Genomic DNA, 25,237 nt, shown 5'->3' with positions numbered 1-25,237 from the left:
TGTGCAGCGGTGTTGGGACTCAGGCGGCCGCTTCCTCGTAGAAATGCAGCCGGTTGCCGAACGGATCGGCGACCGATATTTCGCGGGATTTCCACGGCGTCTCCTCCAGGCCTGGCCTGGCGAAGCGGTAGTTTTTGCCGATCAGCTCGCGATGAAGTGCGGCGATGTCCTCGACCTTGATGCGCACGGCAATGCCAGGCGCGCCGTCGCCGTGATGTTCGCTCAGATGCAGCACGCAGCCGTCGCGGTCGACCGCCATATAGAGCGGCGCGTTGTCGTCGAAGCGATGCTCCCATTGCACCTTGAAACCAAGGAAGCCGACATAGAATTCACGCGCCTTGGCAATGTCGAAGATGCGCAGGATGGGCGTGACGGCGCCAAGTTTCGGCATGGTGTTGCAACCGTTCGAGTGTCTTCGGGTGAGGTTGGAAGCGGGCGGCGATCCCTATTTCAGCTCGAGCAGGCGTTCCAGATAGCTGCGTTCGATGTCGGGGCTGAGCGCGTTGCCGAGCCGCTTGCGGATCGCTTCCAGAATCTGGCGGGCGCGCTGCACGTCGATCTCGTCGGGCACTTTCACTGAATCGCCGAAATCAGGGCCCTGGCTGGCACGTGGCCGGCCCAGCGGGTCACGGTCGGCGTTCTGCTGGCGGCCACCTTCCTCGCTGCCGCCCTGATCGCCCTGCATGGCCTGCATCTGCTTCATCATGTCCTTGGCGCCCTTGCGCAGCGCTTCCAGCGCCCGGCCCTGGTGGCCGACCGCCTGATCGCCGTCGCCTTCGCCGAGCGCCTGTTCGGCATTGCCCATGGATTTGCCGGCCTCGCCGAATCCCTCATTGGGCTCCATGCCCATGCCTTCGAGCCCCTTCTTCAGCTGCTCGAGGTCGCTTTTCAACTGGCCCTGGCCCTGCTGCAGCTGTTTCAGCGCATCGGCGAATTCCTGCGGTGTCATCGGCTTCTGCTGGCCATCCTCGCCGGGCTTGCCGTTTTCGCCCGATTGACCTTGCTCACCGTCCTGGCCGAGTTGCTCTTCGCGGTTCTGCCCGCGCTGGCGCTCGCCGCGCTGCATCTGGTCCATGCGGAAGGTGTCGTTCATCATCTCCTGCTGGCGCCGCAGGATCTCGCCGAGCTTGTCCATCTGCTGGCGCATCTCGCTGTCCTGCTGGCCGCCTTGCTGCTGACGGCCAGCCTGGAGGTTGTTCATCATGTCCTGCAGTTGCGACAGCAATTGCTGCGCCTTGTCGCGATCGCCCGACTTCGCCAGGTTCTCGATCTGGTCCATCATGCGGTCGATATCGCTTTGGCGCAGTTCCTGGCCGTTCTGCTGCATCTGCGGTGCGTTGGGATTCTGCTTGGCGCGTTCGGCGAATTCCTGCAGGAACTGGTTCATCGCCTCGCGCAGTTCCTTCATCGCCTTTTCGATCTCCGCATCGCTGGCGCCGTTCTTGATGGCGTCCTGCAGGGCCTGCTGCGCCTGGCGCAGCCGCTTTTCCGCGGCCGAGAGATTGCCTTCCTCGATGCCGAGCGCGATTTCCCAGAGATAGGACACCTCGCTGCGCAGTTGGTCGTCATTGACGGCCATCTTCAGCCGGCTGCGGGCGCTCATAATGGCGAGGTAGTGGGACATGTTGTCGAACGTGTCCTCGGGCCGCAGCGTGATCGCGTCCATCAGGTCGAGCACGCGCGGCTTGGCGTTGGCGTCGAGCGCCAGCAGGCGGCGCTGCTCGATCACCGCGCGCGCCAGCGGATTGGCGAAAGGCCGCTGCGGCATAACCAGCGTCTTGGTTTCGCTCGACGCCGTGTGCCCGGCATCGTCGGTTGCGACCAGCGTCAGCTTGATGCTGCCGCCGGCCCAGACATGTTCGGTCAGGTCCTTCGTCGTCCGGGCGGCATTCGACTTGCCGCCGCGACGCGGCAGCGACAGCGGCATTTCAGGCGGACCATAGAGCGGATGTGCATTGGGCGCCTGCGGATCGGCGAGCGCGAAAACCGCCTTGGCATTGGCGGCGCCATAGTCGTCGTCGATCTGGTAGTTGAGCTCGAAGGCGCCGTTGGCGGCACGCTTTGGCTCGCCGACGAAGCGAATCTGCGGCGGCTTGTCCGGCATGACCGAGAACGCCCAGCGGCCGAGCTGGTCCTCGCCCGACGTCAGCGTCAGGGTGCCGTCGCCGGTGAGCTTGCCGGTGAACTGCCGGACCTTGGATGGCGTTGCCGGGTTTGCCGCCGGCTTGGCCGAGGGAGCCTGCGGGCCGGCGGGGTCGATGGCGCGGGAATTGCCGTTCTTGTCGGCATAGGCGAGCGTTTCCTCGCCCGAGCCGCCGGTGACGCGCAGCGAGACGTCGCTGCCTTCGGGAATGATGAAGGTCGGCGTCGCCTGGTTGACGTCGGCGGTCAGGAAGACCGGCGGCTTGCCGGTATAGGCCGGCGGCGTCACCCAGGCGTCGATGCGCGGTGGTACGGCATCGTGGACGCTATGGGCATTGAACCCGTCGACAATCCTGCCGCCGCTCGGTCCGAAGGAGAAGGCAAAGGCAGTCACCAGCAGAAGTGCGGCCACCGCGCGCAGGCCCCAGCGGTCGCGCTCCGGCACACGCGTGCGCGGCAGGTCGGCGCCAAGGCTGTCCAGCTTTCCGGCCATGCGCTTCTGGTGTTCGCGCCACAGTGCCTGCGAGAAGCTGCTTTCCCGGCCGCTTGGCCGATCGGTCTGCACCAGTACCGGGCTGTGCAGCAATTGATTGGCCGCTTCGATCCTTCGGTCGATTTCGGCGGCGCGGGGCATGCGGAAGAAACGCAGCGGATAGAGTGCCGCAAGTGCCGCCACGCCGAATGCGGCAACCAGGCCGATGCGCCCCATGTCCGGCAGGCGAGAGAAGATGCCGAGCCAGGAGACGCTGAGGAACAGGCTGGCGACGATGACGAGCGGAAGCAGCAACGGCCAGCCACGCTCGACCATCATCGAGACCCGCGTCGCCAGCCGGCTCAAGGCAAGGCGCCGGGCCAGGCCGCGATGGCTGCTGAAGGTGGGTCGTTGCGTCATCGGCCCTTCCATGGGCGGGCAGGATAGCCCGATCCTCACGACTCGAAGAATACCAGCAAACACGGCAAAGGCGAGGCAGTTTGAGAAAACGTGAAGCTGCCGGACCGGTTGCTGTCAGAACGTGGCGGGGTTCGCGTTGGCACCGCAGACCAGTACGGCGACCCTTTCGCCGGGCGCGGGCTCATACCGTCCGGACAGCACGGCCGCGAAGGCGGCGGCGCCGCCCGGTTCCGAGATGATGCGCACCCGGTTCCACAGCGCCTTCTGGGCAGCGACGATGTCGTCGTCGCTAACCAGGATCGAGCGTTCGACAAAGACCTCGGCGATCGGGAACATCATTTCGCCGACGCGCTTGGGCGCCAGCGAATCGGCGGCGATGCCCTCGGCCGGCGCGTCGACGGGGCGGCCGGCCTCGAAGGCGCGGTAAAGCGTTGGCGCCCCCTCCGGCTCGATGGCGATGATGCGGATGCGGCCGGCGAACCAGGCGGCGATGCCGCCAATCAGGCCGCCGCCGCCGACGGCGACCAGCAGCGTGTCGATCTCAGGCAAATCGCTCTCGATTTCCAGCCCGAGCGTGCCTTGGCCGACCAGAGTCTCCTCCTGGTTGAAGGCATGGATCTGCAAGGCGCCGGTTTCCTCGGCGAAGCGTTCGCTGGCGGCCAGCGCCTCGGCGTAGCGGGCGCCGCCGACGATGAGCTCAGCGCCGTAGCTGCGGATCCGCTCAAGTTTGGCCGGCGGACTCACCTCTGGAACGAAGATGGTCGCCTTGTGGCCGAGCCGCATGGCGGCGTAGGCGACCGCGGCGCCGTGGTTGCCGCCCGATGCGGCGACGACGCCAGCCTTGGGAACCGTTCTCTCCAGCAGGTTGGTGAAGGCGCCGCGCGCCTTGAACGAGCCGGAATGCTGCAGGCATTCGAGCTTCAGGTCGACGGTCAGCGGCGGGCGGTCGAAGTCGGCCATGTCGACGCGCAGCACCGGCGTGTGGCGCACATAGGGCCGGATGCGCGGTTCCATCGCGGCAATGCGTTCGCGTGTGACGGTGTTGCCGTTGCTCATCGACGTCTCCTCGGGATTGACAGCAATTAGTAACTTGGCAAAATGGCTAAATGCAAGAGGTTGATGTCTTCAAGGCGATCGCCAACGAACGCAGGCTGCAGATTCTCGACTGGCTGAAGGACCCGCGCGCGCATTTCCCGCGCCAAGCCGACGGCGATCTGGTCGACGACGGTGTTTGCGCGCTGCTGATCGCCGAGAAGCTCGGCATCACCCAGGCGACGCTCAGCGAGCACATGCGCGTGCTCACCCAGGCCGGCCTGCTGCGGGCCAAGCGCATCAAGCAATGGACGTTCTACCGGCGCGACGAGGACAGGATCGCCGACACAAGGGCGCTTATCCAGAACCGGCTGTAGTGCCCCGGCACAGCGTTTCGGACAGGGCAGCGTCTACCTTAGCCAGTCGGGTACCGAATCCAGCCCGATCAGGTCGTCATAGGTCAGGCGCGGGCGCACGATGTGGAAACGGTCGCCGTCGACCAGCACCTCGGGCACCAGCAGGCGGGTGTTGTAGGTGCCGGCCTGCACCGCGCCATAGGCGCCGGCGGTGGAAACGGCAATCAGGTCGCCAGCCTTCAGCCTGGCCAGGTCACGGTCGAGGCCGAGATAATCGCCGGTCTCGCAGACCGGGCCGACGACATCGACCATCATGCGCGGCGTGTCGGCCGGCGGCTGCACCACCGGCCTTATGTCGTGGAAGGCGTCGTAGAGCGTCGGCCGGATCAGATCGTTCATGGCGGCGTCGACGACGAGGAAATTCTTGGCGTCGCCTTCCTTCACGAAGATCACTTCGGAGACGAGGATGCCGGCATTGCCGACGATCAGCCGGCCGGGCTCGAACATCACCTTGAGCCCCAGCTTGGTGACATGCTTCCTGACGATCTGGGCATAGGCGTCGGGCAAGGGCGGCGGGTTGTTGTCGATACGGTAGGGGATGCCGAGGCCGCCGCCGAGATCGACATGCTCGATGGCATGGCCGTCGGCGCGCAGCGCGCCGACCAGATCGACAAGGAGGGCGAAGGCGTCGTCGAAGGGCTGCAGCTCGGTGATCTGGCTGCCGATATGGGTGTCGATGCCGGTGACCTTGAGGCCCGGCAGCTGTGCAGCACGGGCATAGACCTGACGCGCCCGCTGCCACGGAATGCCGAATTTGTTCTCGGCCTTGCCGGTGGAAATCTTCTTGTGGGTCTTGGCGTCGACATCCGGATTGATGCGCAGCGAGATCGGCGCCACCTTGCCAAGGGCGGCGGCACGGGCCGACAACAGCTCCAGTTCCGGCTCGGATTCGACGTTGAAGCAAAGGATGCCGGTGGCGAGGGCAAAGTCCATTTCGCGCGCGGTCTTGCCGACGCCCGAAAACAGGATCTTGCTTGCCGGGATGCCGGCGGCCAGCGCCCGCCGCAATTCGCCTTCCGACACCACGTCGGCACCGGCGCCGAGCCTGGCCAGCGTTCGCAGCACCGCCTGGTTGGAATTGGCCTTCATGGCGTAACAGACCAGCGCGTCGAGCCCGGCAAAGGCCTGGGCAAACACCCGGTAGTGCCTGGTCAAGGTGGCCGTCGAATAGCAATAGAACGGCGTGCCAACCTGTGCGGCGATATCAGGGATCGCCACGTCTTCGGCATGCAGCACGCCGTCGCGGTAGTCGAAATGGTTCACGAGAGTGGTTCCGGAAGTTGGAGCACGATGAGACCGGGTTATAAACGACCAACCCGGGTGTCATCGGCCTAGATCAGCGGGTCGAGGAAGAACTTCTTGTCCTTGACCGGTTTTTCCGGCTCCAGCGGCACGGGCTGGTGCGCCTTTGAGGCATCCTTGCGCGCTTGGACGGCTGCCTCATAGGGCGAGTCGAGGGCGCCCCTCCTGCCGCAGGCCGAGACGGCCGCAATCGCCACCAGCAGCGTCAGCGTCACCAAAATCCTGCTTCCGGTCATCGATCCATCCGTCCGAAACTTTTTCCAGCCGCCGCTTTTAGCCGAGTTCTCAGAGCATTGCACCCCGGATATTGCTGGTCGCACTATCCAGGATCATGCCTTGGCGATGCGCTTTTTCCAGCCGCGGATCTGCCTTCTGACTTCCGACGGCGCGGTGCCACCGAAACTGGTGCGGCTCTTCACCGAGTTCTGCACCGCCAGCACCGAAAATATATCCGCAGTGATGCCGGGATTGATCGACTGCAGGTCTTCCAGCGATAGCTTCTCCAGCCCCACTTTCTTGTCTTCGGCCAGCGCCACCGCCCGGCCGGTGACATGATGCGCCTCGCGGAACGGCAAGCCGAGCGTGCGCACCAGCCAGTCGGCAAGGTCGGTGGCGGTCGCGTGGCCCGAGCCGGCGGCCTTTTTCATCGCCGCTGCGTTGATTGTCATGTCCGAGACCATGCCGGTCATCGCCGCCAGCATCAGGTCGAGCGTCTCGGCGGCATCGAACACCGATTCCTTGTCTTCCTGCATGTCCTTGCCATAGGTCAGAGGCATGCCCTTCATCACCGTCAGCAGGCCGACCAGATGGCCGGTGACGCGGCCGGTCTTGCCGCGCACCAGTTCGGCGGCGTCGGGGTTCTTCTTCTGCGGCATGATCGACGAGCCGGTGGAAAAGCTGTCCGACAGCCTGACGAAGCCGAATTGCGGCGTCGACCAGATGATGATCTCCTCGGCGAGCCGCGACAAATGCGTGGCGCAGATTGCCGCCAAGGCGAGGAACTCAAGCGCGAAATCGCGATCCGAAACGCTGTCCAGCGAATTGCGCATAGGCTCGCGGAAGCCGAGTGCCTTGGCGGTTCTGTGGCGGTCGATCGGGAAGCTGGTGCCGGCAAGGGCCGCGGCACCGAGCGGGCTCTCGTCCATCCGTTCGATCGCGTCGCGAACCCGCGAAAGGTCACGCGCAAACATTTCGACATAGGCCATGCAGTGATGGCCGAAGGTCACCGGCTGCGCCGCCTGCATATGGGTGAAGCCCGGCATCACCGTCGCCGCATGCTCCTCGGCCCGTGCCAGCAGCGCCTCGATCAGCCCTTTCAACGCCCCGGCGACGCGAAGGCACTCGTCCTTGACCCACAGTCTCAGGTCGACCGCGACCTGGTCGTTGCGTGAGCGGGCGGTGTGCAGGCGGCCGGCCGCCGGTCCGATCAGGTCGGCGAGGCGAGCCTCGACATTCATGTGAATGTCTTCCAGCCGGGTCGAGAACTCGAATGTGCCGGCCTCGATCTCTTTCTGAATCGTGTTCAGCCCGTGAGCGATTTTTTCTTGATCGGCCGCCGAAATAATGCCCGTTTGCGCCAGCATCTCGCTATGGGCGATCGAGCCTCGGATGTCTTGCGCATAGAGTTTGCGGTCGAACGAGATCGACGCGTTGATTGCTTCCATGATCGCGGCCGGACCCGAGGCAAAACGTCCGCCCCACATCTGGTTGCTGGTCTTCTTGTCGCTCATGGCTATAACCCGTGCTTCGGAGCAGTTTTGAGAAAATGGCAGACGGTAATAGATTCTTCCCGGCCCCGCGCCTGATCCTCGCCGCGTTGGTGGCGGGCGCGCTGGCCGGCGCGGTCGCGGTATATGTCAGCGAGAGCCGGTCTGGCAACAACGCCGAGCACCAGGTGGCTGTCGGCGACAGCAAGGACGATGTCGCCTGCGCCGCCAAGGGCGAGCGCGCCAAGAAGGTGGCGGCAGCGGCCACCGGCGAGGTCGCGGCATTGTTGCCGGCCGATCCGCCGCAATCGTTGAAGAGCCTTGCCTTCAATGGGCCGGACGGCAAGCCGATGACGCTCGCCGACCTTGCCGGCAAGACGGTGCTGCTCAATCTGTGGGCGACATGGTGCGCGCCGTGCCGTGCCGAAATGCCGGCGCTCGATGCGCTGCAGAAGGAAAAGGGCAGCGACGCCTTTCAGGTGGTCGCCGTCAATGTCGATGCCGGCGACGATGTGAAGCCGAAGAAGTTCCTCAGCGAGACAGGCGTCGAGACGCTCGGCTACTACCGGGATTCGACGATGGCCGTGTTCAACGATCTCAAGACGCGCGGCCTGGCGCTTGGCCTTCCCGCCACCATGCTGATCGACGGTGAAGGCTGCCTGATCGCTCATATGAACGGCCCTGCCGAATGGTCGGGGCCGGACGCAAAGCGACTGGTCGAGGCCGCGCTCCAGCCCGAAAGCTAGGCTCTGTCCACACTCAGTGCAGGCGCGGGTGCGAAGGCCAGGACGCTTCTGTTGCGCTGGCCGGCGGCGTCGTTGCTGACCGTGGCTGCGTCGACACCGGTCAGCTCGCCGAACTCCTCGATGAGGCCAGGCCTGCCGATATAGTAACCCTGGCCGATCTCGCAGGCTTCGGCATCCAGGAATTTCAGCTCGCCGAGCGTCTCGACACCCTCCGCCAGAACCGGCAGGCCGAGGCCGCGCCCGAGCCCCAGAACGGCGCGCACGATTGCCGCGACCTGGCCGTTCTTGTCGACGGATTTGATGAAGGAGCCGTCGATCTTGATCTTGTCGAAGGGAAAGGCGCGAAGGTTGGAGAGCGAGGAATAGCCGGTTCCAAAATCGTCCATGGCCACGCGCACGCCCAGCGCCTTAACCTGCCGCAAGGTCGCCAGCGCGCGCGGCATGTCCTTCACAAGCGCCGTCTCGGTGATCTCAAGTTCCAGCCTGCCGGGTGCAAGACCGGAATTCAGCAGTGTTTCGTGGACCTTGCGGCTGAAACTCGGATTGTGAAGCTGCACCGCCGAAACGTTGACGGCCACCGTCAGCGGATTTTCCCAGCGGGCGGCTTCCTCGCAGGCCGCCGTCAACACCCATTCGCCAATCTGGCCAATGGCTCCACTGTCTTCGGCGATCGGGATGAATATGGTCGGGGGCACGTCGCCGCGCGTCGGATGCCGCCAACGGATCAGGGCTTCGAAGCCGACCATCTTTCCGCTGCTGATCTCCTTCTGCGGCTGGTAGACGAGGTAGAACTCCTTGCGCGCGACAGCCTGGCGCAGTTCGTGCTCCATCACGCGCTTGTCGCGCGCCTCGGCCCCCATCGAGGCCTCGAAGTAGCGGTATGTGTCCCTGCCTTCGGTCTTGGCCCGGTAGAGTGCGGTATCGGCGTGGGTTATCAGGCTGGCCTGGTTTTCGGCATCCGACGGAAAAAGCGCAATGCCGACGCTGGCCGACACGAGACCACCGCCGACCGAGAGCCTGTTTTCCTCGCGCATCGCGTTCAGCACGGCGTTGGCGATGCGGCCGGCCTCCAAGGGGTCGGTCAGGTTTGGGGCGATGATGGCGAATTCATCGCCGCCCAGCCGCGCAACCATCTGTCCTTGGCGAAGGACGCCGGTGACGCACTGCGCAACCTTCTGCAGCATGGCGTCGCCGGCGCCGTGACCGTAGAGGTCGTTGACCTCTTTGAACCGGTCGAGATCGAGCAGCAGCAGCGCCAGGTGGCCGGTTTTCCTGGCCCGGCCCATCGCCGCGATTTCCATCTCGAGCCGGCTGGAAAAACTGCGGCGATTGGCAAGTCCGGTCAACGGATCGAAATGCGCAAGGCGCAGGATTTCCTGTTCCGCCTTCTTGCGCTCGCGAATGTCGCGGACTGCGAGCACGTTGTGAGGCTTGCCACAATAGTCGATGCTCCTGGCGATCAGTTCGACAGGAATGCCCGTGCCGTCGTGTGCCCTCAATTCGGCCTCCTGCGGCTGCTCGCCGAAGCCGGACATATCGGACCCGAAGAGGTCGCCAAGCTGCATCCCATTCAGCGTCGCGGTGGCCATGCCCGTCAGCTTCGCCATGCTGTCATTGGCGCTGATGACACGGTTACCGTCGCAGACGATCAGACCCTCCACGGCGGCATTGGCCAAACCGTGCATGCGGTCGGCCTCGAGCTTCTGGCGGCGGAAGCGCAGATCGATCCAAAGTGCCGTGCCCGAGAGAACAAGGATCACCAGGCTGGCGGCCGCCACGGCAAAGGCCTGCGAAGTGGGCGCGATGGTGTATGGCGATATCTCGATCGAGGAATCCGGGACGATCGACACCGCGCCCATCGCGATGAAATGCAAGGTGCAGATCGCCAGCGTCAACAGCACGGCGCCGCCCAGTGTCGCAGATAGCGATGGGCGACGCAGGACAACCACAAGCGCCAGCGCGGCGAGCGTTACCCCGGCCAGCAGGGAGACCGCCACGAGCAGCGGGTTCCATTCGATCCGGCCCTGCACCTCGAACGCCGCCATGCCGATGTAGTGCATGGTGGCGATGCCAGCGCCCAGGATGGCGCCGCCGACGAGATAATGGTCGAGCCCGTTGCGCAACGTGGCGACCCACATGCCGGCGGCCGTCACGACGACGGCGGCGGCAAGCGAGAGCACGGAGAGTTCCGGATTGTAGGCGTTTGGTATGCCCGGCGTGAACGCAAGCATGGCGATGAAATGCGTTGCCCAGATACCGAAGCCGGTCGACGCCGCCGCGATCATCAACCAGGCAAGCCGGTTTCGATTTGTCGACCGGCCGACATGGTGAAGCAGGTTGACGGCAGAAAAAGAAGATATTCCGCAGATCAGGGCGGCGAGCGCCACTAGTCTCAAATCGTGTTCATTGACGATACAATTGTAGACCGTCAGCATCTTCTCTCACCTGATCTACCGGGAATAAACAAGGCAATAGCATTGATTAGTCCCTGGCAGTTGAAGGATCGATTAAGTACGCTGCAACCCTGGCGTGCTTTGCCGGGCAGGTACGGCTGCGGGAGATTGGCCTGTCGTTCGGGTGGACGCGGTTTCATAGGGTCGGAAGTGGCTCAGGGCCAGGCCAGAGGCCCTGCCGCCGATCTCGATCTGACCCAGCGCGGGAGTGGCGGCAGCGAGGCGCAGATGGGTCGCGCTATCACGCGGCCCCTCGCGCATGGCCTCGCGGTCGGCGATCGGCACATGTGTCAGCTGCGAGACAAGCATTTCGTCTATCCATTTTTAGCCGGTTAACGACGTGGGCCTTTACGCCAGTTTTCGACGCCCTAGGTACCTAGGGCGCCGATATGACGTTTTCATTTCATGCCGGCGCAAGCCGTCGAGGGAGGAGAGATTGGCTGTCCACAGGCCTGAAAAGGCACAGCAGAACTGTCACATACTTTCTCTATGAGACGGCCCGGGACCTGCGCAACGATCCTTGAAACGAGCCACTCAACAGGGAATGAGATTCATGTCGATGATCAAAAATGGCCTGGCGGCTCTTGCCGCCGGTGCAATCAGCGTTTCCATGGCGCTGCCAGCGGCCGCTGCGCCCACCAAGTTCGATTTCTGGTTCGGCCTTTCGGGCGACCTCGCACGGGTCGTCGACACGCTGTGCAAGAACTTCAACGCCTCGCAGTCCGACTATGAAGTCGTCTGCACCAGCCAGGGCAATTATGACGCCACGCTGCAGAACACCATCGCCGCCTTCCGCGCCGGCAAACAGCCCGCCATCGTCCAGGTCTATGATGTCGGTACCGCCACGATGATGCTGTCGGGCGCCTACAAGCCGGCCGACAAGCTGATGGAAGAAAACGGCTACAAGATCGACTACGCCGACTATTTCCCCGGCATCGCGCGCTACTACGCAACGTCGAAGGGCGAGATGCTGTCGTTCCCGTTCAATTCCTCGACGGCGCTGCTGTACTGGAACAAGGACGCCTTCGCCAAGATCGGCAAGACCGAGGCGCCGAAGACCTGGGAAGATGTCGGCGCCGACCTGCAGGCGATGAAGGACGCCGGCTACGAATGCCCGATGGCGATCAACATCTCGGCCAATGAAAGCTGGCAGCTGATGGAGCAGTTCTCGGCCATCCACAACCAGCCGATCGCCACCAAGAACAACGGCTATGACGGCCTCGACGCCCGCCTGGAAGTCAACAAGACCAAGTTCGTCCAGTATGTCACCGACCTCAAGAAGTGGTATGACGCCGGCCTGATCAAGATCAAGTCGAAGGACCTCGGCCAGGACATGGTCCAGGCTTTCGCCTCGGGCACCTGCCAGGTCATCATGACCTCGGTCGGCGACCACGGCACCGTCGGCAAGACCCAGAAACAAGGCATGAACTGGGATGTCGCCGAACTGCCGGCCTACGCCGGCACCGAGCGCAAGAATTCGCTGGTCGGCGGCGCTTCGCTGTGGGTGCTCTCGGGCAAGTCGGACGCGGAATACAAGGGCGCGGCCGCGTTCCTCAATTTCATCCACGATCCCAAGACCGCGCTGTTCTGGTCGACCAACACCGGCTACATCCCGGTGACCAAGTCGGGCTTCGACTACATGAAGTCGAATGGCTTCTACGACAAGGCGCCCTTCAAGGGCCGTGAAACCGCGATCGCCAGCCTGACCGCGTCCGAGCCGACCGAAATCACCCGCGGTATCCGTCTGGGCAATTTCACCCAGATCCGCGCCGAGTTCGGCACGCAGATGCAGGCGATCTTCGCCAACAAGGTCAGCGTCAAGGAAGGCCTCGACACGCTGGTCAAGAATGGCGACGCCATCCTTGACCGCTTCCAGCAGACCTATCCGGGCAAGACCCTGCCCTGATCTCGGATCTACGTGGCCCCCCTGCGGTTTTGTCCAAGCATGATCTTTTCCGAAAACCGGTTTCCACTTTCGGGATCATGCTTGGGTCGACGGGCGGCCATTTCGTAGACTAGTCTCCCTTGCTCTAAGCCAGCTGTAAAGCGGCGTCGGCGGACCGATGGAAAAACGCGTTACCTTCAGCAGTTGGACGATCGGCATCCTTTTCGCGGTGCCGCAGCTCCTCTTGATCTTCACGTTCTTCTACTGGCCGGCCGGTCAGGCGGTCTACTGGTCGCTGACGCTGCAGCAGCCCTGGGGCGGCGGCAACATCTGGGTCGGGCTCGACAATTTCCGCTCGATCCTGTCCAACGCCGATTACTGGAACTCGATCACCGCCAGCCTGGTCTTTGCCGGGATCAGCACCGGGCTTGCGATGTTCATCGCGCTCGTGCTCGCGGCGCTGACCGACCGGCAGCTTGCCGGCTCGCGCTTCTATCGCGTGGTTCTGATCTGGCCCTACGGCATCGCCGCTCCGGCGCTGGCAATGGCGTTCCGATTCATCCTGGCGCCGGAAGCGGGCTTCATGGCCGTCGTCAACCAGGTCTGGCCCGGCTTCTGGGACCCTGGCCTTGATGGCGCCGACGCCATGGCCTCGATCATCGTCGCCTTCTCCTGGAAATATGTCGGCTATAATTTCATCTTCTTCCTCGCCGCGTTTCAAGCCATCCCGCGTTCGCTGATCGAGGCGGCGGCGATGGACGGCTCGGGCGTCATGAGGCGTTTCCGGGACATCCAGTTCCCGTTGATCACGCCGACGGTCTTCTTCCTGCTGGTCATCAACATCACCGAAAGCTTCCAGGATTCCTTCGGCATCGTCGACATCATGACCTCGGGCGGGCCGGCCAACGCCACCAACCTGATGGTCTACAAGATCTATTCCGACGGCTTCAAAGGGCTCGATTACTCGGGTGCCGCCGCGCAGAGCATCATCCTGATGCTGCTCATCATCGTGCTGACCATTTTCCAGTTCCGCTTCATCGAGCGGCGTGTGCACTACAGATGAGGCCGATATGGTAGAGCGCACCCCTTTCCTCAATTTCTTCACGCATGTGATCCTGTTCGTCGGCTTCGTGCTTTGCATCGCGCCGTTCGTGGTCGTCACCATTGCCGCGTCGCATAATCTCAAGGATGTCAACGACGTGCCGATGTCGCTGCTGCCGGGCAGCGACTTCTGGCTCAACATCAAGACGGCCTGGACGACCGCCGACCTTGGCCCCAAGCTTCTGAACAGTTTCATCATGGCTGCCGGCGTCGCGGCGGGCAAAGTGATGATCTCGGCGCTCACCGCCTTTTCGATCGTCTATTTCCGCTACCCCGGCCGCACCTTCATCTTCTGGCTGATCTTCGTCACGCTGATGCTGCCGCTGGAAGTGCGCATCGTGCCGACCTACGCAGTGGTCGCCAACGTTCTGTCGCCCTATCAGACCATCCTCGATTTGACTGGTCTGAGCTGGCTCATCGAGAAAGTCTCGGGCGTGCAGGTCTCGCTCAGCCTCGGGCTGCTCAACTCCTATTCCGGACTTATCCTGCCGCTGATCGCGACGGCAACCGGCACCTTCCTCTACCGGCAGTTCTTCCTGACGGTTCCCGATGAGCTGACCGAGGCCGCGCGCATGGACGGCGCCGGTGCCTTGCGCTTTTTCATCGACATCCTGCTGCCGCTGTCGCGCAACAACATGGCGGCGCTTGGAACCATCATGTTCCTGTGGGCATGGAACCAATATCTGTGGCCGCTGCTCATCACCACCGACCAGTCGCATGCGACAGCGGTCACCGAGTTGAAGCAGCTTATCCCCAATGTTGGCGGCATCCCGGAATGGAACATCGCCATGGCCGGAACGCTTATCGTCATGCTGCCGCCGCTGATTGTCGTGGTCGCCATGCAGCGCTGGTTCGTGCGCGGCCTGATCGCCACCGAAAAGTAACAAGGAGACGGCCGATGGCCTCCATCACCATTCGCGACGTCAAGAAGAGCTACGCCAAGTCGCAGGTCGTGCACGGCGTCGACCTCGATATCGCGTCGGGCGAATTCGTCGTCATCCTCGGGCCGTCCGGCTGCGGCAAGTCCACTTTGCTTCGCATGATCGCCGGACTGGAGGATATCTCCGGCGGCACGATCGCGATCGACGGCACCGTCGTCAACAAGCTGGAACCGCGCGAGCGCGGCTGCGCCATGGTGTTCCAGAACTATGCGCTCTATCCGCATATGAGCGTGGCGCAGAACATCGGCTATTCGCTCAAGGTCGCGGGTGTTCCAGCCGCCGAGCGTACGCAGCGCATCCAGGCGGTTGCCCGTACGCTGGAACTCGAACATCTGCTCGACCGCAAGCCGATGGCGCTTTCCGGAGGCCAGAGGCAGCGCGTTGCCATGGGCCGAGCGATGATCCGCGAACCCAAGGTGTTCCTGTTCGACGAGCCGCTGTCCAATCTCGACGCCAAACTGCGCGTCCAGATGCGCTCGGAGATCCGCAAGTTGCATCGCCGCTTGAACGCCACCTCCGTGTTCGTCACCCACGACCAGGTCGAGGCGATGACACTGGCCGACCGGCTGGTGGTGATGAATGGCGGACGTGTCGAACAGGTCGGCACACCCGGTGAAGTCTACAGCCGTCCGGCCAGCCGTTTCGTCGCCACCTTCGTCGGTGCGCCGGCGATGAACATGCTCGAAGGCACGGTCGAGCTCGACGGGCTTTCGCTGCTCGGCGGCAGCCGGCGCCTTGCCGTTCAACGCGCCGGTCTGGCTGTCGGCACGCGGGTGGCCGTCGGCATCCGGCCGGAGGCCGTCCGTCTGGTGGCGCCCGGCACCACAGGCGCGCTCGACGCGACGGTCGACCTCGTCGAGGAACTGGGCGCTGGACGGGTCATCTATGTCGATCTCGACGGCGCGTCGTTCTCCGTCATGACTTCGGAGGCCGTCCACCCCGAACCAGGCAGCACTGTCGGTCTGCGGTTTTCGCCGGATGACTTGCATTTCTTCTCGTCGGAGACGGGAACCCGTCTCGAGGTCTTCAAGGCTTCGGTGCCGGAGCCGGTACTCTGATTTATGAAGGCAGTCACTGTCGCCGATGATGGGGCAGCCGGCACTGGCAAGACGGTTGTACGATGAAAATAATCCAGGTCACCGATGTCCATCTTGGCCGGCAGGGCGAGCGCCGCTATGGCGTCGACCTGCACCAGCGATTGGCTTCATGCATCGCGCACATCAATGCGCATCACGCCGACGCGGTGCTTTGCGTCTTCACCGGCGACCTGACAGAGACCGGAGCGCCCGAGAGCTATGCCGATCTCAGGACAGCCCTGAACGCGCTGTCGGTGCCCTGGCGACTGCTGCCGGGCAACCATGACCGGCGGGCCAATCTTGCCGCGGCATTTCCTGAAGTTCCGGTCGATGGGAACGGTTTCGTGCAGTCGGCGCATCAGATGGCCGACGAGGTGCTGCTGTTCCTCGACTGCCTGGCGGAAGGACGCATCGAAGGCGAATTGTGCGAAAGGCGGCTTGCCTGGCTCGACGCCCGGCTCGAAGAGACCGCAGGCAGGCCTGCCTATGTCTTCATGCACCATCCGCCGGTCGCGCTCGGCCTGCCGCAGCTCGATCCGCTGGCGCTCGAGCAGCCCGAACGCTTCCTCGGCCTGCTGCGGCGCCATGGCAACGTCCGCCACATCTTCTTCGGTCACGTCCATCGCGACATTGCCGGAACGGTCGCCGGCATTCCGTTCTCGGCGCAGCGCGGCCTGCATGCAAGGTTCGAGCTCGCCCTCGACAGATCGAGCGAGATCGTCGAGCAGGCGCCACCCTCCTACGCAGTCATCCTCGTCGACAGCGCCAACGGGCGCGTGGTCGTGCATGGCTGCGATTTTCTTGAACAATGGCCGACCTATTCCGGCGAAACCGGCGAACGCATCACGGCGTGAGCCGGCGGCGCCGCGTCGAGCCGCAGCGTCGCCAGGCCTTCCACCGTTCAGGCGAACACGTGCGCCGTTCCCGATACGGTCAGCCGGACGATCTCGCCGACGGTTGGCGCGTCCATGCCCGATTTGCGCAGGATCAGCGGCGTGTTGCCGATCGCGGCGGCGTCGGGCGGATCGGCGCTGTTCAGAAGCCGCACCGCGACCGTGCACATCGAGCCGGCGAATTCGGATTCCGTCACTTCGCCGAACAGCATGTCAGGGGTGCCTGACATGCCTTCGCGCGATGTGCGCTTCAAGGCAATCTGCTCCGGCCGCAGCATGATGCGGACAACATCGCGGCTGTCCGACGTATCGACGGCGATGCGGCCGAGCGGAGAGTAGGCGAAGCCGCCTGATATCTTTGCCGGCAGGATAATGGCGTCGCCGAGGAACTCGGCGATCATCCTGTCCTTCGGCTTGAGGTAGAGCTCGCGCGGCGTACCGACCTGCGAGAACTTGCCGTCGCGCATCACCGCCACCTGGCTGGCGAAGGACAGCGCCTCGGCCTGGTCGTGCGTCACCAGGATGGTGGTGATGCCGGCTGCCTTCAGGAGTTCGGCGACGGCCTTGCGCATGGAGGCGCGCAGGCCGGTATCCAGGGCCGAGAACGGCTCGTCGAGAAGCATCAGCCGCGGCTTCATCGCCATCGCGCGGGCCAGCGCCACGCGCTGCTGCTGGCCGCCGGAGAGTTGATGGGGGCGGCGTTTGAGGATCGCCTTGTCGAGCCCGACAATGTACGCGAGTTCGGCGATGCGCTCGGCGCGCTTGTCCTCGCCGCGACCCATGCCGAAACCGATATTGTCGCCAATGGTCAGGTGCGGGAACAGCGCGCCGTCCTGCGCCACCACGCCGATGCCTCGACGATGCGCCGGCACCGCGCTGCCGTCCTTGGCCAGCACCTCGCCGTCGAGCGTGATGCGGCCCTGGTCCGGCGCCTCGAAGCCGGCGATCAGCCGCAGCAAGGTCGTCTTGCCGCAACCGGATGGGCCGACGATCGCCGTGCGGCTGCCGCTGACGACGCTCAGGTCGACGCCGGCAAGTGCCGCCACCGGGCCGTAATGCTTGTGCAGGCCGCTGATTTCGAGAAAGCTCATCGTCCGGCCATCCGTTTCGACTGGACATAGAGCAGCCAGGTCAAGGGGAGCGACATCGCCACCATGATGAAGGCGTAAGGGGCCGCCGAGGCGTAATCAATCTCGCCGCTGTAGGACCAGAACGCCATCGCCAGCGTGCGGGTGCCGTTCGGCGCCAGCATCTGGGTGGCGGTCAGTTCGTTCATGATGCCGAGCGCCACCAGCGCCATGCCGGCCGCGGCACCTGGCGCCGACAGGCGGATCGTGGTCGACCACAGCGCCTGCAGCGGCGGCCGGCCGAGACTGGATGCAGCGCGCTCGAGTTCGACCGGCGCCTGCGCGATCGAAGCGCGCAGGCTGACCAGCGCGCGCGGCAGGAACATCAGCGCATAGGCCACCAGGATGGTGAACAGGGTCTGGTAGAGGGGCATGGCGATGCGCACGGTTATGGTGACCAGCGCCAGCGCGATGACGACCCCGGGCAACGAGCCGACGATGTAGTTGCAGCCCTCCAGCAGGCGCTGCAATGGTCCGGGCGCGCGGATCGAGATCCAGGCCATCGGCATGGCGGCGACGGTGGCGAGCAATGCGCCGGCGAGCGCCAGGAACAGCGTCTGGCCGAGCGCCAGGCCGATCTCGTCGAAGCGCCAGACGGCGGTGCCGCCGGCGGCCAGCCAGCCGCCGATGGTGACGAAAGGCACGCCAAGCGCCAGCAGCGTGGTGGCGGCAAGCACGGCCAGGCACGGGATTGTGGCGCGACCGAGGGGCGTGCGCTGCTGGTGTCGTGCGGCGCCTGAGCCGACGCGCGCATAACGCTCTTCGCCGCGCACCAGCACTTCGAGGCCCAGAAGCACGAAACAGCAGCTCACCAGCACGCCGGCCAGCATGTTGGCCGCCGGTCCGTTGAAGGTCGACTGGAATTGGTCGACGATCGCGGTGGTGAAGGTGTCGAAGCGGATGAAGACATAGAGGCCGTACTCGGCCAGCAGATGCAGCCCGACCAGCAGCGAGCCGCCGCAGATGGCGAGCCTGAGTTGCGGCAGCACGACGCGCCAGAATACGCGCCACGGGCCAAGGCCGAGTGCCGCCGCGGCGTCCTCGAGGGCGGGATCGAGCCGGCGCAACGCCGCCGACACCGGCAGATAGAGGAACGGGAAATAGGCGATGACGGAAACCAGCACGCCGGCCCACAGGCCGTGCAGCCTGGGCACCATGGTGATCCATGCGTAGCTGTGCACGAAAGCCGGGATGGCGAGCGGCGCCACGCACAGCCAGGCCCAGAGCCGGGCGCCAGGCAGGTCGCTGCGCTCGGTCAGCCAGGCCAGCGCCACCGACAGCACGACGGTGATCGGCACGGCCAGCAACACCAGCAGGACCGTGTTGACCAGAAGTTCGCCGACACGCGGCCGGAAGACCAGAGCCGAGACTGTTTCCCAACCGGTCTGCACCGCGATCCAGATGATGAAGGCCAGCGGCAGCAGCGCCAGCAGCGAAACGAAGATGGCGGCGATGACCAGCCAGGGTGCCGCGCGTCGCCGAGCCCTTCGGGCTGTGCCCGCAGGCAGGCCCGAGCGCGCGAGATCGACCGCAGACTGCATCAGGTCAGACGCCGCGCCGGTGCCGTCCAGCGGCAGCAGTTGAAGGACCGCAATTGCGGTCGGGAACACAGCGTGTCGTCATCGACGAATGCCATCTCGAAAAACAAAATCACTCCCGCGGAAGGCCAATTCCCGCGGGAGCGTGGTTGGTTGTCCTTTTAGGAGGAATGGCAACTAAAGCAAGCCGGCTGCCGTCATCAGGTCGGTGACCTTCTTGGAGTTCAGCGTCGTGGCATCGACCTTGGGTGCCTGGAGATCGGCCAGCGGCACCAGCTTCGGATTGGACTCGGCACCCTTGCCGACCGCGTATTCGAAAGAATCGCCAGTCTTCAAGATCTCCTGGCCGCCCTTGCCGGTCACCCACTTGAGGAACGTCTGGGCTTCCTTCGGATGCTTGCTCGAGGCCAGCACGCCGCCGCCGGAGATCGAAACGAATGCGCCCGGATCCTGGTTCTTGAAATAATGCAGTTCGACATTCTTGCTGTTTTCGCCGGTCTTGGCCTGATCGCCGAAATAGTAATAGTGGTAGATCACGCCGCCTTCGATCTCACCGGCATTGACCGCCTTCATCACCGTGCTGTTGCCCTTGTAGGCGGTGAAATTCGTCTTCATCGCCTTCAGCCAGTCCGCGGTGGCGGCCTCGCCCTTGAGCTGCAGCAACGCGCTGACAATGGCCTGGAAATCGGCGCCCGACGGCGAGGCGGCCCAACGGCCCTTCCAGCTCGGATCGGCGAGATCCAGCATCGACTTGGGAAGCTGGTCGGCCGTCAGCTTGGTCTTGTTGTAGGCAAAGACGGTGCTGCGTGCGGCGACGCCGACCCATTTGCCGCTGGCCGGCTGATAGTCGTTGGGAACCTGCGCCAGCGTGTCGGCGTCTACCGGCGCGAACAGGCCGGCACTTTCGACCAGCGCCATGGCAGGCGAGTTTTCGGTCAGGAACACGTCGGCGGGCGAGGCAGCGCCTTCGGCGACGATCTGGTTGGAGAAGTCGCTGTCGCCGCCATTGCGGACAGTGACCTTGATGCCGGTTTCCTTGGTGAAGCCTTCGGCCCACGCCTTGGTCAGGTTCTCGTGCTGTGCGTTGTAGACAATGATGCCACTATCTTCCGCCATCGCCGGGCCGGCGATCAGGCTAATTGCCAGCGCGGTGGCGCCGACGAGGGTGGAAAGAGCATATTTCATGGCATTGTCCTCGATCTCGGGGGGCTTGCGTCTGTCACGGCTGCACCTATCAATACCTGACAGGGATAGTCAACATTGTCTTGCCTATTTTAATCAAGCGCCGAGACGCAAACTTTCGTGATTTGCCGGTAATTTGGCTTGGACATTATTTCGCCGGCCACGTAACAAATCACTGCCGAGACGCGAAAATCGGGGAGTAACTCTTGTGACCGGCAAGGATGAGGCCGAGCTTTCCCGGCTGATGCGGGCCGCGATCGCGGGAGACGAAAAGGCTTACGTCGACTTTCTGCACCGGATTGCCGCGCTGGTTCGCGGTTTTGTCAGGCGCAAGATCGTGCAGGGCGGGGTCGATCCCGAGGATGTCGTGCAGGAAACCTTGCTGGCCATTCATGTGAAACGACATACCTGGCGCCAGGATGCGCCGGTGTTGCCGTGGGTCTATGCGATTGCCCGCTTCAAACTGATCGACGCGTTCCGGCGGCGCGGACGGCGCATCGAGATCGATGTCGACGATATCGCCGAGACCTTCGCCGAACCGGAACAGGAGAGCGTCAGCGAACGCGACATCAACCGGGCATTGGACGGCCTGTCACCGGCACAGCGTTCCGTGGTCTCTGCCGTGTCGGTGGAGGGGCGGTCGATCGGCGAGACGGCGGCCAGGTTCGGCATCAGCGAGACGGCGGTGCGGGTGTCGCTGCATCGGGGGCTTGCCGCGATAGCCAAGCGATTCGGGCAGGGGCGATTCGGGCGGGAATGACATGAGGACGGACGATCTCATCAAGGCCCTGGACGCCGATGCCCGCAGCAAGGCGATGCCGCTGCAATCGGCCTGGTGGATGGCCGCCGGTGCGGCAGCAGTTGTCGCGGCCATCATTTTCCTGCTGACGATCGGCCCGCGCCCCGACTTCATGGCGGCCGCGCACACGATGCGCTTTCTCTCCAAATTCGTCTTCACCATCGTGCTTACCGTCAGCGCATTTGCCCTGATCCGTGCCTTGTCGACACCCGGTGCGCCGACCGGCAGGGCAATGGCTGGGATGGTCGCCGCGCCGCTGTTGGTGGCCTTGGCTGTGGTTCTTGAGCTGTTCGCCGTGCCCGAGGCGGACTGGGGCACAAGGATGGTCGGCTCCAACATGATGATCTGCATGGGCTTCATTCCGCTGATCGGCATTGGCCCGCTTGCCATTTTCCTATGGATGCTACGCTACGGCGCGCCGACACGGCCGGTGCTTGCCGGTGCGGTCGCGGGCCTGCTTGGGGGCGGGCTGGCGGCAACCTTCTACGCCGCGCACTGCTTCGACGATTCGCCGCTTTTCGTCGCCACCTGGTACACAATAGCGATCGCGATCCTCGCGCTGCTTGGCGCGCTCGGCGGGCGGTTTTTCGTGCGCTGGTAGTGCGGCGCCCGGAGCGGTTCACGGAAACGCCGAACCGCTCCATCTTTTTGTTTGACGCAATTCCGGACGGAAAGCGCTTCACACTTTTCCTGGAATTGCTCCGTCGCGCCCCCTGCTCACCGATCCTTAATCATGCCGGCAATTGTTTGTCGGTTACTGATCGCGCCGGCATGCCGCACGCAACCATTCTTTAAAATCGATCCGCCAAGGTCGGCGGGACAACATGCGTTTGCGCACGGGGGTGGCACGTATCGTGATGGGGCGAGGATTGACCGGCCGAAGATCTTTTGGGCACGCAGGGTTGGTGCTGCTCGTGGCCGGCCTTTGTGTTGGGGCAGCCTCGATTCTGCTGTCGCGACTGGATCCCGGCACCGAGGTGCTGAAATTCTGCCTGCAGATATCGGTGGCGGTGGCGGTGGGTGCGCTTTGCCTCGCAGCCCTGTTCAACCGCCGGATCAGCAAGGACCGCCGGCAGATCGCGGAGAGCGAGCAGCGCTTCCGCCGCGCCATGGAGGATTCGGCGATCGGCATCGCCGTTGTCGGCCTCGACGGGCGCATTCTCCAGACCAATCCGGCCTTTGCCGCCATGCTCGGCTACAGCCGCGAGGAGATCGAGGCGCTGACCTTCTTCCAGATCACGCATCCCGACGATATCCAGATCGGCCGGGAAACGATGGCTGGTCTGAAGGCGGGCACGGTCAATTCCTTCCACTTCGAGAAACGCTATCTCAGGAAGGATGGCACACCCGTTTGGGCGCATCTTGCGGGCTCCGTCATCCGCGACGAAAGGAGCGGCCGTCCGCTCTATCTCGTCTCGCAGATCGAGGACATCGACGCACGCAAGCAGGCCGAGGCGCGCATTGCCGAAGCGGAAACGCGCTGGAATTTTGCGCTTGCCGGCGCCGGCCAGGGCGTCTGGGATCTCGACATGCGCAAGGGCGGGACGACGTACTCCGAGACCTGGGGCAAGATGCTGGGCTTTGAGGATGGCGAGCTCGACGGTGATCCCAACCGCTGGCTGACGATGATCCATCCCGACGATCGCGAGACCGTCGCCGAGGCGGATCGCGCCCATCTCGACGGCAACACGCCCTACTTCGAAGCCGAATTCAGGATGCGCCATAGGGATGGCCACTGGATATGGATCCTCGACCGCGGCAAGGCCATCGAGCGTGACGAGGAGGGGCGGCTGGTCAGGGCCATCGGCAGCCTGACCGACATCACCCGGCGCAAGGAGGCGGAAGCACGCCTCACCGTATCGGCGGCGATGCTGGCCGATGAGAAGGAGCGGCTGAGGGTGACGCTGCAGTCGATCGGCGATGCAGTCATCTGCACCGATGCCGCAAACCGCGTCACCTTCATGAACCCGGTCGCCGAAAAGCTGACAGGGGTTGCCGGCGGCGAGGCCCTCGGCAAGATGCTTGGCCACGTCTACTGGGCGGTCGACGAGGAGACGGGGCACAGGATCGGCGTCACCCGGCCGACCATCGGCAGCCAGGCGCCTGCCGACCAGAACAGTCGAGCCGTCCTGATCCGGCGCGACGATACGCGCTGCAGCATCCGTCAGGTGGTGTCGCCGATCATCAACGAGCGAAACGAATTCTGCGGACTGGTCATCGTCTTCCAGGACTTCACCGATGCGCGCGCGCTGCAGCGTCAGCTTGCCCATGCGGCCGCACATGACGCACTGACCGGCCTTGCCAATCGCTCGAACTTCATCCGCGCCATGGAGGAACTGGTCGATCAGGCCCGCAAGGAAGGCACCTCGGGCAGCGGACATCAGTTCATGTTCATTGACCTCGACCACTTCAAACTGGTCAACGACACCGGCGGCCACGCAGCCGGCGACGCCTTGCTCAAGCGGGTTGCCGAGGCAATTCGCGGCGTGCTTAGTCCCGAAGACATGGTCGCGCGCCTGGGCGGCGACGAATTCGCGGTCATCCTGAAATCGGGTTCGGCTGCCGGCGCCAAGATCGCGGCGCGTTCCATCATCGATGCGATACGCGGCCTGGACTTCGCCTGGGATGGCCGTCCTCACGTAATCGGCGCCAGCATCGGCTTGGCTGCGATCGGCGCCAGTTGCGGCGAGGTCGACGAGATCATCGCCAGGGCCGACGCCGCTTGCTATGCGGCCAAGGCGGCCGGCCGCGGCTGCGTTTGCGTGGCGCTGGACGGCGAGGTCATGGACGACAGGACGGAACCGCCCGAGCCGCTGGCCGCGGCCTCGTGATCCCGGCCGATCAGCCTCAGACCTGATTAGCGCGTCGGAACGGGATGCTCGCCGCGATAGTCGTAGAAGCCGCGCCCGGTCTTGCGGCCGAGCCAGCCGGCCTCGACATATTTGACCAGCAGCGGGCAGGGACGGTATTTCGAATCCGACAGGCCGTCATGCAGCACCTGCATGATCGACAGGCAGGTATCCAGCCCGATGAAATCGGCCAGCTGCAGCGGGCCCATCGGATGGTTGGCGCCGAGCCGCATGGCGGTGTCGATGGCGTCGACCGAGCCGACACCCTCATAGAGCGTGTAGATCGCCTCGTTGATCATCGGCAGCAGGATGCGGTTGACGATGAAGGCCGGGAAATCCTCCGAGACCGTGATCGTCTTGTCGAGCTGCTTCACATAGGTCTTCGCCGCCTCGAACGTCTGGTCCTCGGTGGCGATGCCGCGCACCAGCTCGACCAGCTTCATCAGCGGCACCGGGTTCATGAAATGGATGCCGATGAAGCGCTCCGGCCGGTCGGTCTGCGCGGCAAGCCGCGTGATCGAGATCGACGAGGTGTTGGTCGCCAGGATGGCTTCGGGATTAAGCTGCGGACAGAGCTGTGCGTAAATCTTGCGCTTGACCGTCTCGTCCTCGGTCGCGGCCTCGATCACCAGATCGGCGCCGGCAAGATCGGCCATCGCCGGGGCGGAGGCGATGCGCGCCATCGCTTCGTTGCGCACCTTCTCGTCGAGCTTGCCTGACCCTACCTGGCGGGCCATGTTGCCGCTGATGGTGGCGATACCCTTCTCGATGCGGTCGGGCGATATGTCGTAGATCAGCACCTTGTAGCCCGAAAGGGCGGAGACATGGGCGATGCCGCCGCCCATCTGGCCCGCGCCGATGATGCCGATCGTCTCGATCTTGCTCATTACACCGATCCCGTCAAAAGGCCTTTGCGGCCTGCTTTTTGTGCGGTGCAAACTAAAAGGGCGGGGCGACTTCGTCTACCCCACCCCTCACTATTTAATACGCTTTGGCAGACAGCGTCAAAGCGCCTTTTGCAGTTCCGGCAGGATGACGAAGAGGTCGCCGACGAGGCCGTAGTCGGCGACCTGGAAAATCGGTGCCTCCTCGTCCTTGTTGATGGCGACGATGACCTTCGAATCCTTCATGCCGGCGAGGTGCTGGATGGCGCCGGA

General features: G+C 64.0%; 21 protein-coding genes and 1 pseudogene. 10 read left to right on the top strand and 12 right to left on the bottom strand.

Annotated elements, in window-relative coordinates:
• Positions 1 to 19 precede the first annotated feature (19 nt).
• The 3 genes from AC1DZU_RS28800 to AC1DZU_RS28790 form a co-directional block, all read right to left on the bottom strand.
• On the bottom strand, positions 20 to 391 hold the full coding sequence (locus AC1DZU_RS28800) for a glyoxalase superfamily protein (protein WP_477289975.1): 372 nt from the start codon (positions 389 to 391) through the stop codon (positions 20 to 22).
• Positions 392 to 445: 54 nt separating this feature from the next.
• Positions 446 to 3,034: a TIGR02302 family protein gene (locus AC1DZU_RS28795; protein WP_477289974.1), complete on the bottom strand. Its 2,589-nt coding sequence runs from the start codon at positions 3,032 to 3,034 to the stop codon at positions 446 to 448.
• A gap of 114 nt (positions 3,035 to 3,148) precedes the next feature.
• Positions 3,149 to 4,090 carry a threonine/serine dehydratase gene (locus AC1DZU_RS28790; protein WP_477289973.1) on the bottom strand — a complete coding sequence of 314 codons (942 nt, stop codon included), beginning with the start codon at positions 4,088 to 4,090 and terminating at the stop codon, positions 3,149 to 3,151.
• A 50-nt stretch (positions 4,091 to 4,140) separates the two neighbouring features.
• Between AC1DZU_RS28790 and AC1DZU_RS28785 the strand changes: the two genes are divergently transcribed.
• Positions 4,141 to 4,443 (top strand): ArsR/SmtB family transcription factor, encoded by a 303-nt coding sequence (locus AC1DZU_RS28785; RefSeq protein WP_477289972.1) that lies wholly within the window; start codon positions 4,141 to 4,143, stop codon positions 4,441 to 4,443.
• 33 nt (positions 4,444 to 4,476) lie between these two features.
• Here AC1DZU_RS28785 and lysA read toward each other — a convergent pair whose 3' ends face one another.
• The 3 genes from lysA to argH all read right to left on the bottom strand — a co-directional run bounded on the left by lysA (position 4,477) and on the right by argH (position 7,514).
• The gene (gene lysA / locus AC1DZU_RS28780) at positions 4,477 to 5,745 is read right to left on the bottom strand and encodes a diaminopimelate decarboxylase (protein WP_477289971.1); all 1,269 of its coding nucleotides are present in this window, start codon (positions 5,743 to 5,745) and stop codon (positions 4,477 to 4,479) included.
• A 68-nt stretch (positions 5,746 to 5,813) separates the two neighbouring features.
• Positions 5,814 to 6,020: a lipoprotein gene (locus tag AC1DZU_RS28775; protein ID WP_477289970.1), complete on the bottom strand. Its 207-nt coding sequence runs from the start codon at positions 6,018 to 6,020 to the stop codon at positions 5,814 to 5,816.
• 93 nt (positions 6,021 to 6,113) lie between these two features.
• Positions 6,114 to 7,514 carry an argininosuccinate lyase gene (gene argH / locus AC1DZU_RS28770; protein WP_477289969.1) on the bottom strand — a complete coding sequence of 467 codons (1,401 nt, stop codon included), beginning with the start codon at positions 7,512 to 7,514 and terminating at the stop codon, positions 6,114 to 6,116.
• A 35-nt stretch (positions 7,515 to 7,549) separates the two neighbouring features.
• Between argH and tlpA the strand changes: the two genes are divergently transcribed.
• Entirely contained in the window at positions 7,550 to 8,236 is a 687-nt protein-coding gene (gene tlpA / locus AC1DZU_RS28765) for a thiol:disulfide interchange protein TlpA (RefSeq protein ID WP_477289968.1), read from the top strand.
• On the opposite strand, the gene AC1DZU_RS28760 is transcribed toward tlpA, so the two are convergent.
• Positions 8,233 to 10,671: a putative bifunctional diguanylate cyclase/phosphodiesterase gene (locus AC1DZU_RS28760; RefSeq protein ID WP_477289967.1), complete on the bottom strand. Its 2,439-nt coding sequence runs from the start codon at positions 10,669 to 10,671 to the stop codon at positions 8,233 to 8,235. The genes tlpA and AC1DZU_RS28760 overlap by 4 nt on opposite strands.
• 571 nt (positions 10,672 to 11,242) lie before the next feature.
• Between AC1DZU_RS28760 and AC1DZU_RS28755 the strand changes: the two genes are divergently transcribed.
• From AC1DZU_RS28755 to AC1DZU_RS28735, 5 genes are all read left to right on the top strand, one after another.
• Positions 11,243 to 12,595: an extracellular solute-binding protein gene (locus tag AC1DZU_RS28755; protein ID WP_477289966.1), complete on the top strand. Its 1,353-nt coding sequence runs from the start codon at positions 11,243 to 11,245 to the stop codon at positions 12,593 to 12,595.
• Positions 12,596 to 12,752: 157 nt separating this feature from the next.
• Positions 12,753 to 13,637: a carbohydrate ABC transporter permease gene (locus AC1DZU_RS28750; protein ID WP_477289965.1), complete on the top strand. Its 885-nt coding sequence runs from the start codon at positions 12,753 to 12,755 to the stop codon at positions 13,635 to 13,637.
• A 7-nt stretch (positions 13,638 to 13,644) separates the two neighbouring features.
• Positions 13,645 to 14,559: an ABC transporter permease subunit gene (locus AC1DZU_RS28745; protein WP_095084868.1), complete on the top strand. Its 915-nt coding sequence runs from the start codon at positions 13,645 to 13,647 to the stop codon at positions 14,557 to 14,559.
• A gap of 14 nt (positions 14,560 to 14,573) precedes the next feature.
• Positions 14,574 to 15,674, top strand: a complete 1,101-nt coding sequence (locus tag AC1DZU_RS28740) for a sn-glycerol-3-phosphate import ATP-binding protein UgpC (RefSeq protein ID WP_477289964.1) — start codon at positions 14,574 to 14,576, stop codon at positions 15,672 to 15,674.
• A 62-nt stretch (positions 15,675 to 15,736) separates the two neighbouring features.
• Complete coding sequence (locus AC1DZU_RS28735; RefSeq protein WP_477289963.1) at positions 15,737 to 16,546, top strand: phosphodiesterase; 810 nt, start codon at positions 15,737 to 15,739, stop codon at positions 16,544 to 16,546.
• A 47-nt stretch (positions 16,547 to 16,593) separates the two neighbouring features.
• Here AC1DZU_RS28735 and AC1DZU_RS28730 read toward each other — a convergent pair whose 3' ends face one another.
• The 3 genes from AC1DZU_RS28730 to AC1DZU_RS28720 all read right to left on the bottom strand — a co-directional run bounded on the left by AC1DZU_RS28730 (position 16,594) and on the right by AC1DZU_RS28720 (position 20,435).
• On the bottom strand, positions 16,594 to 17,676 hold the full coding sequence (locus tag AC1DZU_RS28730; protein ID WP_477289962.1) for an ABC transporter ATP-binding protein: 1,083 nt from the start codon (positions 17,674 to 17,676) through the stop codon (positions 16,594 to 16,596).
• Positions 17,673 to 19,253, bottom strand: a complete 1,581-nt coding sequence (locus tag AC1DZU_RS28725; protein ID WP_477290069.1) for an ABC transporter permease — start codon at positions 19,251 to 19,253, stop codon at positions 17,673 to 17,675. The genes AC1DZU_RS28730 and AC1DZU_RS28725 overlap by 4 nt, the downstream gene beginning before the upstream one ends.
• 174 nt (positions 19,254 to 19,427) lie before the next feature.
• A complete protein-coding gene (locus tag AC1DZU_RS28720; RefSeq protein ID WP_477289961.1) occupies positions 19,428 to 20,435 on the bottom strand; it encodes an iron ABC transporter substrate-binding protein in 1,008 nt (335 codons plus the stop codon).
• 205 nt (positions 20,436 to 20,640) lie between these two features.
• Between AC1DZU_RS28720 and AC1DZU_RS28715 the strand changes: the two genes are divergently transcribed.
• From AC1DZU_RS28715 to AC1DZU_RS28705, 3 genes are all read left to right on the top strand, one after another.
• A complete protein-coding gene (locus AC1DZU_RS28715) occupies positions 20,641 to 21,192 on the top strand; it encodes a sigma-70 family RNA polymerase sigma factor (RefSeq protein WP_477289960.1) in 552 nt (183 codons plus the stop codon).
• Position 21,193: 1 nt separating this feature from the next.
• A complete protein-coding gene (locus tag AC1DZU_RS28710; protein WP_477289959.1) occupies positions 21,194 to 21,832 on the top strand; it encodes an NrsF family protein in 639 nt (212 codons plus the stop codon).
• 313 nt (positions 21,833 to 22,145) lie between these two features.
• Positions 22,146 to 24,062, top strand: coding sequence for a PAS domain S-box protein (locus AC1DZU_RS28705; RefSeq protein ID WP_477289958.1), 1,917 nt, complete (start codon positions 22,146 to 22,148; stop codon positions 24,060 to 24,062).
• 26 nt (positions 24,063 to 24,088) lie between these two features.
• Here AC1DZU_RS28705 and AC1DZU_RS28700 read toward each other — a convergent pair whose 3' ends face one another.
• Both AC1DZU_RS28700 and AC1DZU_RS28695 read right to left on the bottom strand, forming a co-directional pair.
• Entirely contained in the window at positions 24,089 to 24,967 is an 879-nt protein-coding gene (locus AC1DZU_RS28700) for a 3-hydroxybutyryl-CoA dehydrogenase (RefSeq protein WP_095084859.1), read from the bottom strand.
• A 117-nt stretch (positions 24,968 to 25,084) separates the two neighbouring features.
• Positions 25,085 to 25,237: pseudogene (locus AC1DZU_RS28695) on the bottom strand (electron transfer flavoprotein subunit alpha/FixB family protein); the annotation flags it as partial.

Source organism: Mesorhizobium sp. P2_A12, assembly GCF_056405075.1.
The sequence above is the reverse complement of the archived record's forward strand: the minus strand, read 5'-3'. Positions and strand labels throughout refer to the sequence as shown.

What these genes read in the sequence shown, in the direction of transcription:
- AC1DZU_RS28800 (WP_477289975.1), bottom strand. Translation starts at nt 391, where the DNA reads ATGCCGAAACTTGGCGCCGTCACGCCCATCCTGCGCATCTTCGACATT.
- AC1DZU_RS28795 (WP_477289974.1), bottom strand. Translation starts at nt 3,034, where the DNA reads ATGACGCAACGACCCACCTTCAGCAGCCATCGCGGCCTGGCCCGGCGC.
- AC1DZU_RS28790 (WP_477289973.1), bottom strand. Translation starts at nt 4,090, where the DNA reads ATGAGCAACGGCAACACCGTCACACGCGAACGCATTGCCGCGATGGAA.
- AC1DZU_RS28785 (WP_477289972.1), top strand. Translation starts at nt 4,141, where the DNA reads ATGCAAGAGGTTGATGTCTTCAAGGCGATCGCCAACGAACGCAGGCTG.
- AC1DZU_RS28775 (WP_477289970.1), bottom strand. Translation starts at nt 6,020, where the DNA reads ATGACCGGAAGCAGGATTTTGGTGACGCTGACGCTGCTGGTGGCGATT.
- argH (WP_477289969.1), bottom strand. Translation starts at nt 7,514, where the DNA reads ATGAGCGACAAGAAGACCAGCAACCAGATGTGGGGCGGACGTTTTGCC.
- tlpA (WP_477289968.1), top strand. Translation starts at nt 7,550, where the DNA reads ATGGCAGACGGTAATAGATTCTTCCCGGCCCCGCGCCTGATCCTCGCC.
- AC1DZU_RS28760 (WP_477289967.1), bottom strand. Translation starts at nt 10,671, where the DNA reads ATGCTGACGGTCTACAATTGTATCGTCAATGAACACGATTTGAGACTA.
- AC1DZU_RS28755 (WP_477289966.1), top strand. Translation starts at nt 11,243, where the DNA reads ATGTCGATGATCAAAAATGGCCTGGCGGCTCTTGCCGCCGGTGCAATC.
- AC1DZU_RS28750 (WP_477289965.1), top strand. Translation starts at nt 12,753, where the DNA reads ATGGAAAAACGCGTTACCTTCAGCAGTTGGACGATCGGCATCCTTTTC.
- AC1DZU_RS28745 (WP_095084868.1), top strand. Translation starts at nt 13,645, where the DNA reads ATGGTAGAGCGCACCCCTTTCCTCAATTTCTTCACGCATGTGATCCTG.
- AC1DZU_RS28740 (WP_477289964.1), top strand. Translation starts at nt 14,574, where the DNA reads ATGGCCTCCATCACCATTCGCGACGTCAAGAAGAGCTACGCCAAGTCG.
- AC1DZU_RS28735 (WP_477289963.1), top strand. Translation starts at nt 15,737, where the DNA reads ATGAAAATAATCCAGGTCACCGATGTCCATCTTGGCCGGCAGGGCGAG.
- AC1DZU_RS28730 (WP_477289962.1), bottom strand. Translation starts at nt 17,676, where the DNA reads ATGAGCTTTCTCGAAATCAGCGGCCTGCACAAGCATTACGGCCCGGTG.
- AC1DZU_RS28725 (WP_477290069.1), bottom strand. Translation starts at nt 19,253, where the DNA reads ATGCAGTCTGCGGTCGATCTCGCGCGCTCGGGCCTGCCTGCGGGCACA.
- AC1DZU_RS28720 (WP_477289961.1), bottom strand. Translation starts at nt 20,435, where the DNA reads ATGAAATATGCTCTTTCCACCCTCGTCGGCGCCACCGCGCTGGCAATT.
- AC1DZU_RS28710 (WP_477289959.1), top strand. Translation starts at nt 21,194, where the DNA reads ATGAGGACGGACGATCTCATCAAGGCCCTGGACGCCGATGCCCGCAGC.
- AC1DZU_RS28700 (WP_095084859.1), bottom strand. Translation starts at nt 24,967, where the DNA reads ATGAGCAAGATCGAGACGATCGGCATCATCGGCGCGGGCCAGATGGGC.